The 12,476-nt window shown below is 63.8% G+C and carries 11 protein-coding genes; 6 read left to right on the top strand and 5 right to left on the bottom strand.

The genetic code is table 11. From position 1 onward, the window contains the following. Positions 1-129: 129 nt before the first annotated feature. From RT614_RS18545 to rodA, 5 genes are all read left to right on the top strand, one after another. A complete protein-coding gene (locus tag RT614_RS18545; protein ID WP_006216320.1) occupies positions 130-1,173 on the top strand; it encodes a rod shape-determining protein in 1,044 nt (347 codons plus the stop codon). Between the two features lie 84 nt (positions 1,174-1,257). Beyond that, positions 1,258-2,142, top strand: coding sequence for a rod shape-determining protein MreC (mreC, locus tag RT614_RS18540; protein ID WP_313623599.1), 885 nt, complete (start codon positions 1,258-1,260; stop codon positions 2,140-2,142). A 49-nt stretch (positions 2,143-2,191) separates the two neighbouring features. Then, positions 2,192-2,698, top strand: coding sequence for a rod shape-determining protein MreD (gene mreD, locus RT614_RS18535; protein WP_409558494.1), 507 nt, complete (start codon positions 2,192-2,194; stop codon positions 2,696-2,698). Positions 2,699-2,713: 15 nt separating this feature from the next. Next, the gene (gene mrdA, locus RT614_RS18530) at positions 2,714-4,642 is read left to right on the top strand and encodes a penicillin-binding protein 2 (RefSeq protein WP_313623597.1); all 1,929 of its coding nucleotides are present in this window, start codon (positions 2,714-2,716) and stop codon (positions 4,640-4,642) included. Then, positions 4,639-5,775 carry a rod shape-determining protein RodA gene (gene rodA / locus RT614_RS18525; protein ID WP_313623596.1) on the top strand — a complete coding sequence of 379 codons (1,137 nt, stop codon included), beginning with the start codon at positions 4,639-4,641 and terminating at the stop codon, positions 5,773-5,775. Before mrdA ends, rodA begins: the two co-directional genes overlap by 4 nt. A gap of 373 nt (positions 5,776-6,148) precedes the next feature. On the opposite strand, the gene RT614_RS18520 is transcribed toward rodA, so the two are convergent. The 5 genes from RT614_RS18520 to argB all read right to left on the bottom strand — a co-directional run bounded on the left by RT614_RS18520 (position 6,149) and on the right by argB (position 11,349). Continuing rightward, positions 6,149-7,198: an Ldh family oxidoreductase gene (locus tag RT614_RS18520; RefSeq protein ID WP_313623595.1), complete on the bottom strand. Its 1,050-nt coding sequence runs from the start codon at positions 7,196-7,198 to the stop codon at positions 6,149-6,151. 12 nt (positions 7,199-7,210) lie between these two features. After that, on the bottom strand, positions 7,211-8,704 hold the full coding sequence (locus RT614_RS18515; protein WP_313623594.1) for a DASS family sodium-coupled anion symporter: 1,494 nt from the start codon (positions 8,702-8,704) through the stop codon (positions 7,211-7,213). A 313-nt stretch (positions 8,705-9,017) separates the two neighbouring features. Further along, entirely contained in the window at positions 9,018-9,593 is a 576-nt protein-coding gene (gene slmA, locus RT614_RS18510; protein WP_313623593.1) for a nucleoid occlusion factor SlmA, read from the bottom strand. 51 nt (positions 9,594-9,644) lie between these two features. Further along, positions 9,645-10,391 carry a pyrimidine 5'-nucleotidase gene (locus RT614_RS18505; protein ID WP_313623592.1) on the bottom strand — a complete coding sequence of 249 codons (747 nt, stop codon included), beginning with the start codon at positions 10,389-10,391 and terminating at the stop codon, positions 9,645-9,647. Positions 10,392-10,446: 55 nt separating this feature from the next. Next, positions 10,447-11,349 carry an acetylglutamate kinase gene (argB, locus tag RT614_RS18500; protein ID WP_013396740.1) on the bottom strand — a complete coding sequence of 301 codons (903 nt, stop codon included), beginning with the start codon at positions 11,347-11,349 and terminating at the stop codon, positions 10,447-10,449. A gap of 273 nt (positions 11,350-11,622) precedes the next feature. On the opposite strand from argB, the gene RT614_RS18495 reads away from it, so the two are divergent. Then, positions 11,623-12,411, top strand: a complete 789-nt coding sequence (locus tag RT614_RS18495; RefSeq protein ID WP_313623591.1) for a MetQ/NlpA family ABC transporter substrate-binding protein — start codon at positions 11,623-11,625, stop codon at positions 12,409-12,411. Positions 12,412-12,476 lie beyond the last annotated feature (65 nt).

Genomic DNA, 12,476 nt, shown 5'->3' with positions numbered 1-12,476 from the left:
CTATTTCCGGGGAAATTATAAGTTATGATTCACGGTTTAATCGCCGTGATGACAGGCCGACCCGTGGTTTCACGGGCCAGACGCCCCGCGGCATGACCCCAATTCCCCCCAGAATTTAGCTGAGCTCCCATGTTCGGATTCCTGCGCAGTTATTTTTCCAGCGATATGGCGATCGACCTCGGTACCGCCAATACGCTGATCTACGTCCGCGGCAAGGGCATCGTTCTCGATGAACCCTCCGTGGTCGCAATCCGTCATGAAGGCGGCCCCCACGGCAAGAAGATCATTCAGGCCGTGGGGCACGAAGCCAAGCAGATGCTCGGCCGCGTCCCCGGCAATATTGAAGCCATCCGCCCCATGAAGGACGGCGTCATCGCCGACTTCACCGTCACCGAGCAGATGCTCAAGCAGTTCATCCGCATGGTGCACCCCCGCAACATGCTGGCGCCCAGCCCGCGCATCATCGTTTGCGTGCCCTGCGGCTCCACCCAGGTTGAACGGCGCGCCATCCGCGAATCCGCGCTTGGCGCCGGCGCTTCCCACGTTTTCCTGATCGAAGAACCCATGGCCGCCGCCATCGGCGCCGGCCTGGCCGTCTCCGACGCCAGCGGCTCCATGGTTGTGGACATCGGCGGCGGCACCACCGAAGTGGCGGTCATTTCGCTCGGCGGCATGGTCTACAAGGGTTCCGTGCGCGTCGGTGGCGACAAGTTCGACGAAGCCATCGTCAACTACATCCGCCGCAACTACGGCATGCTGATCGGCGAACCCACTGCCGAACTGATCAAGAAGGAAATCGGCTCGGCATTCCCGGGTTCCGAAGTCCGCGAAATCGAAGTCAAGGGCCGCAACCTGGCCGAAGGCGTGCCGCGCAGCTTCACGGTGTCCTCCAACGAGATCCTCGAATCGCTGACCGATCCGCTCAACCAGATCGTTTCCGCCGTCAAGATCGCGCTCGAGCAAACTCCGCCTGAACTGGGCGCCGACATCACCGACAAGGGCATTGCCCTGACCGGCGGCGGCGCGTTGCTGCGCGACCTGGACCGCCTGCTCCAGGAAGAAACCGGCCTGCCGGTCGTGGTGGCCGACGATCCCCTGACCTGCGTCGTGCGCGGTTGCGGCGAGGCGCTGGAACACCTTGAGAAACTGGGCGCCATCTTCATCAACGACTAATCCTGCCCGCCAGCCCGGAGCCCCGCTTTTTCATGGCTCCGGCCGCTGCGGGGGCCTCGGACGCGGGCGCCCGGGCTGAAATTCATGCAACGACAAGGGACTCCTCCCCTATTCAGGCGCGGCCCACCCGCGGAGGTGCGGCTGGTCGTCCTGGTCGTGCTTGCGCTGGCCCTGATCGTCATGGATTCGCAATGGCGCATGCTGGAACCCGCGCGCCGCGCGATTTCCGTGGCGCTGTATCCTTTCCAGCGCGCCGTCATGGCGCCGCGAGACCTCGTTCAGCAAGTCAATGAATGGGTCAACGCCGCCAATCTCATCCGTAGCGAGAACGAAGCCCTGCAACGCCAGCGCATCGAACTCGCCCAGGTGGCTTCCCATGCGGCCCAACTGGCCGCCGAAAACTCCCAGCTCCGTCGCCTATTGGGCGTGACCGACACCGTGGCGCAGTCCGCCGTGGTGGTCGAGGTCATGTACGAGCCCACCAACGCCTTCACGCAGCGCCTGGTATTCAACAAGGGCAGCAAGGCCGGACTCGCGCCCGGAATGCCCGTGATTGACGAAGGCGGCGTGGTCGGCCAGATCGTCCGCGTGACGCCCATGACCGCCGAGGCGGCGCTGGTCACCGACGAACAAGTCTCCATTCCTGTGCAGTTGCTGCGCAACGGACTTCGCCTGATCGCCTTTGGCGGCAATTCGCCCGGCAAGATGGAGGTCCGCTACCTGGCCGCCAATGCCGACATCAAGGAAGGCGATACTATTGTCACTAGCGGCGTCGGCGGCCTCTTTCCCGCTGGCCTGCCCGTGGCCAAGGTGACCTCGGTGGAACGCGACACCGCATCGGGTTTCGCGCGCGCCGTGTGCGAACCCCTGGCCCATCCCGAACGCTATCGCCACTTCCTGGTCCTGCAGGTGGATGTGGATCGCGCCGAGTCCAACCGTCAGGAGGTCGATTCCGGTGGATCGGACTAATCAACAAGCAGCCGGCCAGTCGCCGCGCCGCCTGGGCACGCCCAGCAACGTGCAGCCCGACAGGCTGTCGGGCCCCGCCCACGGCGTGTTCGTCTGGGGCACCGTGCTGCTCGCGTGGCTGGTGTCGCTGCTGCCGTGGCGCCTGTGGCAGGGCGCACCCGACATTCTGCTGCTGATCATCGCCTTCTGGTGCGTCCACGAGCCGCGCCGCGTCGGCCTGTTCACGGCGTTTTTCTTCGGCCTGGTGATGGACGTGCACGATGCGGGCCTCTTGGGCGAGCACGCCTTGTCCTACACGCTCGTCGCCTATGGCGCCGTGGTCCTGCACCGCCGCCTGCAGCGGTTCGACCTCTGGAGCCAGGCGATACACATGCTGCCTGTGTTCTTCATCGCGCGCTTCGTCACCCAGATCATCCATGCGTGGTTGGCCGGTAAGTGGCCGGGTTGGGACTGGGGCATCAGCGTGTTGCTGATGACCGCCCTTTGGCCGCTTGCGGGCTGGGTCCTGCATCTTCCGCAACGCGGCGTCGACGACGCCGAATCTTCCTCCGCCTGACGGCGGCGTTGCGTCATGTTCGAATTCAAGAAAACCGGCCAGCAGCAGAAGCAGCGCTTCCGCTTGCGCGCGTGGGTGGGCGGCGCCTTCGCGCTGGTCTGCTTCGGCGTCCTGGTGGGCCGGTTCTGGTATTTGCAGGTCGACCGCTACGAAGGCCTGTCCGAGCGCGCCGACCGCAACCGCATCGCCGTCGTGCCGATTCCGCCTCGCCGCGGCGAGATCCTGGACCGCAACGGCGAAGTTCTGGCCCGCAACTACCGCACCTACACGCTTGAGGTCGTGCCGGCCCAGGCGGGCAACATGAACGAACTGTTCGAACGCCTGACCGAGGTCGTGTACATCAGCCCGGCGGATCAGCGCCGCTTCAAGCGCCGCGCCGCGGAATCCAGCCGCTACGCCAGCCTGCAGTTGCGCAACAACCTGAACGAAACCGAGGCTGCATGGTTTGCCGCGCATGCGTTCCAATTCCCCGGCGTCGAACTGCGCGCGCGCTGGGTGCGCGAATACCCGCAAGGCGTGTCGGCCGCGCACGTGGTCGGCTACATCGGCCGCATCGCCGACAACGACATCGAAGAACTGGACCGCGCCGGCCAGTTGGGCAACTACCGCGGCACCGACGTCATCGGCAAGAAGGGCATCGAAAAAACCTGGGAAGAGCAGCTGCACGGCCGCACCGGCCTGGAAGAGGTCGAAGTCACGGCCGGCGGCCGGCCCATGCGCACGTTGCGCCGGATCGACCCGGTGCCCGGCTCCGACATCATGCTGTCCATCGACATGGGCCTGCAGAAAGTGGCCGAGGAAGCCTTCGAGGGCCAGCGCGGCGCTCTGGTCGCCATCGACCCGGACACGGGCGAGGTGCTGGCCTTCGTGTCGCAGCCGTCTTTCGACCCCAATCTGTTCGTGGACGGCATCGACGTCGACAACTGGCGGATGCTGAACGAATCGCCAGACCATCCGCTGATCAACCGTCCCCTGTACGGCACGTACCCCATCGGCTCGACGTACAAGCCCTTCGTGGGCCTGGCGGCGCTGGAATTGGGCAAGCGCCGCGCGACCGACCGCATCTCGGACCCCGGCTATTTCGAATTCGGCGGCCAGAAGTTCCGCAACGCCGGTGGCGCCGCCTACGGCATGACGGACATGCACAAGGCCATCGTCGTCTCGTCGGACACCTATTTCTACTCGCTCGGTCCCGAGATCGGCGTGAATGCGCTGCACGACTTCACCAAGCAGTTCGGTTTCGGCCAGATTACCGGGATCGACCTGGAGGGCGAGAAGCGCGGCGTGCTGCCGTCCACCGACTGGAAGCGATCGGCCTACAAGGACAAGGAGCGCCAGCGCTGGTACGCGGGCGAGACGATTTCCGTGGCGGTCGGGCAGGGCTACAACGCTTTCACGCTGCTGCAGTTGGCGCAGGGCACCTCCACCCTGGCCAACAACGGCCTGTACCGCCGTCCGCACCTGGTGCATGCGATCCGCGATTCGCGCTCGGGCGTGGCCAAGCCCACCGAGGCGCCGCCCGATTACCGCATTCCCCTGAAGCAGGCCAACGTGGACGTGATCAAGAACGCAATGGCCGATGTGGTCAAAGCCGGCACGGCGCGGCGCGCGTTCGCCAACACGCCGTACCAGGCCGCCGGCAAAACGGGCACGGCGCAGGTGTTCAGCCTGCGCGGCGGCCATTACCGCGCCAGCGCCATCGACGAACGCCTGCGCGACCACGCGCTCTTCATGGGCTTCGCCCCACTTGAACATCCGCGCATCGCGGTGGCGCTGATCGTTGAAAACGCCGGCTGGGGCGCCAGCGTGGCGGCTCCGGTCGCGCGCAAAGTGTTCGACTACTGGCTGGCCAAGGATCGCCAGGACAAGATCGTGCGGCCCGACCGCGCGGACGCCATGGCCACCGTTGAAGACATCACTACCGACGTGGTCCGCCAACAATGAAGCGACTTGGCCTGATCCTGCTGCGCGTGTTCACGGCATTCGACTGGCCGCTGCTCGCCATCCTGATGATGTTCGCCGCGCTGGGCCTGACGGTGATGCACTCGGCGGTCGGCGGCACCGATTGGCGCTTCGCGGAACAGTCGCGCAACTTCATCATCGCGTTCTTCGCGATGTGGACGATGGCGCTGATTCCGCCGAAGCTGCTGATGAAGCTGGCCCTGCCTTTCTATGTGGTGGGCGTGGTGCTGCTGCTGGGTGTGGAGTTCTTCGGCGAAACCAGCAAGGGCGCCACGCGGTGGCTGAATCTTGGCGTCACGCGCATCCAGCCGTCCGAAATGATGAAGATCGCGGTGCCCATGATGCTGGCCTGGTATTTCCAGCGCCACGAAGGCGCCGTCCGCATCCGCGACTTCCTGGCCGCGGCAGCGATGCTGGCCGCGCCCTTCGCCCTGATCGTCCTCCAGCCAGACCTGGGTACGGCGCTGCTGGTGTTCGGCGCGGGCTTCTTCGTCATTTATTTCGCCGGCCTGTCATTCAAGCTTCTGGTGCCCGTCATGCTGGCGGGCGTCATCGGCATCGGCACACTGGTCTACTACGAAGACCAGCTATGCGAACCGGACGTGAATTGGGTGGTGCTGCACGACTACCAGAAGCACCGCGTCTGCACGCTGCTCAATCCCAGCTCGGACCCTCTGGGCAAGGGCTTCCACACGATCCAGTCGATGATCGCGGTGGGCTCGGGCGGCGTGTACGGCAAGGGCTACATGAAGGGAACGCAGACTCACCTGGACTTCATCCCCGAACGCACCACCGACTTCATCTTCGCCGTGTACGCGGAGGAATTCGGCCTGTACGGCGGCATTGCGATCCTGGTGCTCTACGGCCTGATGATGGCCCGCGGCCTGACAATCGCGTCTCGCGCAGCCTCCCAATTCGGCCGCTTGCTGGCCGGGGCGCTGACGATGATGCTGTTCATCTACGTGTTCGTGAACGTAGGCATGGTGACGGGGATCCTGCCGGTCGTCGGCGTACCTTTGCCCTTCATGAGCTACGGGGGGACGGCGCTGTTTACGATGGGGATCGCGTTCGGGATCATGATGAGTATTAGCCGGCATCGGTCGGTGAAGACTTGACCGTTTCTTGATTGGTCTGCGGGCTTTTTGGTCTGCAGAGTTTGGAGTGGCATTAGGTTTGAGGCTGCTGGTCTGGGGAGCGGTCTTTTCGGCTTTGTAGGTCGCATTAGCTTTCGTTGGCGGCGTACGGTCCTCGTGGCGGCCTGATATTTGGAGGCCGTCTGGTCTTCGAAAGCAGCATCAGATCTTCGCACGTCGCTTGGACTTTGTCGGCGCCCCACCAATCGACAAGCTGAATCCGAAAGAGCCCGGCGTGGCGTGGGCCGGGCGTCTCAAGAACCAACCTCACACCAGCCTGGACCTCAAACTCCCCAAAAGCGAACAGGCGCCTCAATCCCTCAAGGCGCCCGTCAAAACTCCAAGCCGAAACCGCTTACGGCAGCGCCTCCGGCACGCCCAATTCGACGGCCAGCTTCGTCAACCCGTCCCAGATCCGGCTATCGAACTCCACCGAATCCGCATTGACCGCCCGATTCCGAGCCTCGTATTCCCCCGGATACTGCACCGACTCAACCCCCGGCTGCGGCTTGCAAGCATGCAGGTAGTCGATGAACGCGCCCACCTCCATCGACCGCCAATCGGTGTTGAAGTCCACCTGCGGATCCAGCAGCAGCGCGAACATGTTGTTCGTCGCCACGCCGATGCGCGGATGTTCGGGCTGGATCGTGCCGCCGCCGGACAGCACGCCGGCCAGCAGCTCGGCCACCAGGCCCAACGCATAACCCTTGTGTCCGCCGAACGGCAGCAGCGCTCCGGGAGGATTCGTGAACAGCACGCCGGGGTCGGTCGTCGGATTGCCGTCGGCGTCGATCAGCGATCCTGGCGGGGCCTGTTCGCCCTTGGCCGCCAGCACCCGCGCCTTGTTCACGGCGATGGAACTGGTGGCCATGTCCACGATGAACGGCGGGCGGCCGCCCGGCAGCGGGCCGGCGAAGCACAGCGGATTCGTGGTCAGGCACGCCTGCGCGCCGCCGAATGGCGCCACCGTCGGTGATCGGTTGATCACGTTCGTGAACGCCAGCAGGATCAGGCCCTTGGCCGCCACCATCTCGCCGAAATGGCCCATTCGGCCCAGGTGATGGCTGTGGCGCAGGGTCAGGATGCACTGGCCGTGCTCCTGCGTGCGCTCGATGGCCTTCTCGATGACAACCTTGCCCACGTACTGGCCAAGTCCGTGATGACCGTCGTAGGCCAGCATGGCGCCGCGGTCGTTGAGCAATTCAGGTCGGCCGTCCGGTTGCGCCAGGCCCTCGGACAGCACGCGGCGATAGTTGGTCAGGATGGACAGCCCGTGGCTGGTGTAGCCGACGCGGTCCGATTCCACTAGGTGCTCGGCCACGTCGCGAGCGATGTCCTCGGGCACGCCTTGCGCCATCAGCACGCGGCGGCCGTATTCGTTGGCTTGGGCGATCGTGATTTTCATGATGCGGCCCCCTTACAGCCAACCCAGCCAGCGCCAGTAGGTCATGCCCATCAGCAGCATCAGCAGATAGCCCACGATGGTAACGATGATCCCCACCTTCGCGAACTGCTTTGCATTGAAGGTTTCCGTGCCCAGGCACACCATGTTCTGCGGCGCGTTGATGGGCAGGATGAACCCGTAGCTGACCACGAAGCCCAGCAGCATGGTCATGCCAAGGCGGCTGAATTCGCCCGGCAGCGTCGCCAGCACCGAGATCAGGATCGGCAGCATCGCCGACGTCAGCGCGGTGGCGCTTGCAAAGCCCAGGTGGATGATGATGAGGAATGCGGCCAGGATTGCGAAGATGGCGAGCGGGCCCAGATGGTCCAGTCCGGTGTGCTGCACGACCTGGTTGCCCAGCCATTGGCCGGCCTGGGTCGTCAACAGGGCGGTGCCCAGGCTGATGCCCACGCCGAACACGATCACCGTGCCCCATGGAATGCGCGATTGCACGTCTTTCCATGTCATCACGCCAAAGCGCGGCAGCATCAGAAGAACCAGACCGAAATAGGTGGTCGACGTGGTGTCGAACTTGTGCAGCTTGCCTTCCGTGGACCAGAACAGCAGCAGCATGATCGACACGGCCATCAGGCGCTTTTGCGCGCCGGTCATGGGGCCCAGGTCAAGCAGCGACTTCTCGACCGCTTCCTTGCCGCCGGCGATGCTGTTGCTTTCGGGCGGCAGCAGCTTGAGCACGACGACGATCAGCACCGCCGACATGATCAGCGACCAGGGAGCGCCAGCGATCAGCCAGTCCGACCACGCCACGCGTTCGCCCAGCATCTTTTCCATGAAGCCGACCGTCAGCAGGTTTTGCGCCGCGGCGGTCTGGATGCCGACGTTCCAGATGCTGGTGGCCTGCGCCACGATGATCATGATGCCGGCGGCGATGTTCGACCGCTTGTCCACGCCGAAGGCCGCAATGACGCCCATCATGATGGGAACCACCGCCGCGCTGCGCGCCGTGGCGCTTGGCACCACCAGGCTCAGAACGATGGTCACTGCGATACATCCGATGAGGATGCGCCGCGTGCTGGTGCCCACCCTGGACAGCGTGACCAGCGCGATGCGCCGGTCCAGCCCGGTGAACGTCATGGCGGCTGCAATGAACAAGGCGCCGGTGACAAGCGCCAGCGCCGAGTTCGAGAAACCGGTCAGAGCCATGCTGATGGCGGCGGAGGTGCCGTACAGCACGTTGGGGTCTTTGATTGTCGGAGCCGTGCCCAGCAGGAAGGCCATCAGCGTCGTGATCATGATCGCGCTGGCTTCGTAGGACACGGCTTCGGTAATCCAGACCACCACCGCGAATGCCAGAATGGCCAGCATGCGATGCCCGGCGACGGGCAGATCCGCTGGCAAAGGCATGAGCAGCACGCCGATCATCACGAGGATGCCGGCGACCAGTCCGATGGGAATTTTGGCTTTCTTGGGGGCTTGCGAGGCGGGGACTGCGGTTTCCGCGGCCATATCCTTCTCCGGTTGAGGTCAAACTGACGAAACACCGCCCGCGAGCACGGGATGAATTAAATCGGTGTGTCGACGCTACAGGATGATCGTGACGGCATTGAGGAAAACCCGTATTGATGAAGGTCAAAAGGGTAGGAAATGGTGCTTGTGGAAAACTCGTCTTGGGCATTATGCTCGTCGCCCCGTTTGCGCGGCAAGGGTGCGACTGTTGCATTCGCGCAAACCAATCGGGACACGATGCGTCCATTCGCACCCGTTGGCGCTGCGCAATCGTGCGTGAAATGGTGCGCGAAATGGCGCTAATGCGGGCGGATCAGCCTAGCGCGAGACGCAGTTGCTCGTCCAGGTGCAAGGTGGGAGCCACGCGCCAGCCACTCTGGGCGTAGCGCAGCCAGCGGCCCAGCACCAGGTGCGTCAGCAGGCTGGCGTGGGCGGCGACATTGGCCTCCTGGGGCAGGCCGCCGTCAGTGATGGCGATGCGCAGCGATTGCTTCAGCGACGCCTCGATGCGGTCATTGATGTGGTTGATGCGCTCTTGCAGCCGGTTGTCTTCCGTGACCAGCGCGTCGCCGGTCAGCACCCGGGTCATCCCCTTGTTGCGCTCCGAGAAGGTCAGCAGCATCGCCACGGTCTTGTGCGCCTGCGACAGGCCGTAGGGTTCGGCGGCGGCGATCTGGTTCACCAGCGTGAAGATGCTGGTCTCGATGAACTCGATCAGCCCTTCGAACATCTGCGCCTTGCTCGCGAAATGGCGGTACAGCGCCGCCTCCGAGACCTCGAGGCGCGCGGCGAGGGCGGCCGTGGTGATGCGGGACGCATGCGGCTGCTCCAGCATTTCGGCCAGGGTCTGCAGAATCTGGGTCTTGCGCTCGCCGGGTTTGCTCGCCATGGAGGGGTCTGCTTTGCGCAGAATGACGGGTGAAGGGGGGAAGGCCCGCCGTCATCCCCTCAGGGGGCGTCGGCGTAACAATAAATCACTGACGCAGTTTACCCGTAAGTCCACGTAGGCTGGTCGATGCGAACGCCCGCTTCCGAAAGGCGTGCCCGGATGATAGACATGGACGGTGCGCAAGCCCGCCACGCGGGCGCCGCGCAGGTTCGCCAGCGTGTCTTCCACCAGCACGGCGCGGTGGGCGGGCACGCCTTCGCGGGCCAGCACGTAGCGCAGCAATGCCGCCGACGGCTTGGGCCGGTACTGGCCATGCAAGCGCATGTGTTCGATGGCCCACAGGCTGTCGAACTGTCGCAGGATGCCCAGGCGCGACAGCACTGCGCGCGCGTAGTGCAGGGGGGCATTGGTCAGCAGCACCTTGCGGCCGGGCAATTGGCGCAGCTTGTGGGCCAGCGCCTTTTCCGACCGCACGAGCGGGCCGACGTCGAAGTCATGGCTGCGGTGCAGAAAGTCGTGGGCGTTCACGCCGTGATGACGAACCATGCCGATCATCGTGGCGCCGTAGCGTTTCCAGTACTGCGACCGCACGAGGTTGGCGGCATCCACGTCCACGTTTAGCGCCTCGGCCACGGCCATGGTCATGCCGTGGTCGATCTTGGAGAAGATGGAGTGCGACGTGTCGTGGAGCGTATTGTCCAGATCGAACAGCCACAGGCGTTCGGGAACGCCCGTGGCGACGTTGCGCGAGCGGCGCATGCGCACCGCCGGCCGCAGCAATTGACGATGCACCTGCATCAGAAGCGCCGTCCCTTGTCCGGGACGGCGCCATGCGCCGCGGCGGTAGGCTTCATCAGTGCGAGCTGATCATCGTGCCGACGCCCTGGTCGGTCAGGATTTCCAGCAGCAGGCAATGCGGCACGCGGCCGTCCACGATGTGCACCGAATTCACGCCGTTCTTGGCGGCGTCCAGCGCCGACGAGATCTTGGGCAGCATGCCGCCGGAAATCGTGCCGTCGGCGAAGAGCTCGTCGATGGTCTGGGCGGACAGACTGCGCAGCAGCTTGCCGCCCTTGTCCAGCACGCCCGGGGTGTTGGTCAGCATCAGCAGCTTTTCGGCGCCCAGGACTTCGGCCATCTTGCCGGCGACCACGTCGGCGTTGATGTTGTACGCCGTGCCGTCTTCACCGTAGCCGATGGGCGAGATGACCGGAATGAACTGGTCGTCCTGCAGCGCCTTGACGACCGCCGGCTCGACCATGGTGATGTCGCCGACGAAGCCGATGTCGATGGGCTCGGACGGATTGTCCTTGTTGGCCATCAGTTTCTTCTGGGCCTGGATCAGTCCGCCGTCCTTTCCGGTCAGGCCCACGGCCTTGCCGCCGACCTCGTTGATCATCATCACGATGTCCTGCTGGACCTGGCCGCCCAGCACCCATTCCACGACTTCCATGGTTTCGGCGTCGGTGACGCGCATGCCCTGGATGAAGGTGCCTTGCTTGCCGATGCGGCGCAGGGCGTCGTCGATCTGCGGACCACCGCCGTGGACGACCACCGGATTCAGACCCACCAGCTTGAGCAGCACGACATCGTGCGCAAAGCTGCGCTGCAATCGTTCTTCCGTCATGGCGTTGCCGCCGTACTTCACCACGATGGTCTTGCCGTGAAATCGTCGGATATACGGCAGAGCCTCGGACAGCACAGCGGCTTTGACGGCGGGAGACGAAACGGCAGCAGGGTCGGGGGTGTCGGTCATGGCAGCTAAGTCGGCAAATAAATTCTGTAAAGTTGAAAGGACGGTAAAAAAATGCCTGCACAAGAACGCGGTTGGGACGCGCTAGCGCAAGCATACGACGGATTGTAGTCCCCACGAGTTTCTTATGCTTCAAACCCATGTCCATATGCCCGACAAATAACCGGCATTCAGGTAAATTGGGGGCGTTTTCAGCACGGCGCGCCCCGCAAAAGGGGGCCGACCCGAACCGGCGGGACATCGATCCCCGTTTTTTATCTATAAAAGAGGCAAGACATGCGTTTGAACTTTGTGCGTTCCGCCCTGGCGGCGTCGGTCCTTATGGTTGCGGCCAACGCGGCCCACGCTGAAAAAGTGGTGGTGGGCGCCACGCAGGTGCCGCACGCCGAGATCCTGGAAGTGGTCAAGCCCAAGCTGGCCAAGGAAGGCGTCGAGCTCGACATCAAGGTGTTCAGCGACTACGTGCAGCCCAACCTGCAACTTGCGGACAAGCAGCTGGACGCCAATTTCTTCCAGCACAAGCCGTATCTGGATTCCTTCAATAAAGACCGCAACGCCACGCTGGTTCCCGTGGCGCTGGTCCACGTCGAGCCGTTCGGCGGCTATTCCAAGAAGATCAAGAGCCTGTCGGACCTGAAAGACGGCGCCACGGTGGCCATTCCCAATGACCCGTCCAACGGCGGACGCGCGCTGGTGCTGCTGCAAAAGCAGGGCGTCATCAAGCTCAAGGATCCGTCCAACATCCTGGCTACCGCCGCGGACGTGGTTGAAAATCCGAAGAAGCTGAAATTCCGCGAACTGGAAGCCGCGATGCTGCCGCGCGCGCTGGACGACGTGGACCTGGCGCTGATCAACACCAACTACGCGTTGGAAGCCGGCCTGGTGCCCACCAAGGACGCGCTGTTCATCGAAGGCGCCGATTCGCCCTACGCCAATATCCTGGTGACGCGCAGCGACAACAAGGACGCTCCGGCTATCAAGAAGCTGGTTGATGCCCTGCACACGCCTGAAGTGAAGACCTTCATCCAGGAAAAGTACAAGGGCGCGGTGGTTCCGGCGTTCTGAACTTAGCCTGACTTGGTTACCCGATAAGCCGCTCGATCATCGAGCGGCTTATTTTTTGGCATGAA

The sequence above is a fragment of the Achromobacter sp. genome (assembly GCF_032102605.1).
Classification (GTDB): Bacteria; Pseudomonadota; Gammaproteobacteria; order Burkholderiales; family Burkholderiaceae_B; genus Achromobacter.
This window is presented reverse-complemented; position numbering and strand designations above follow the sequence as displayed.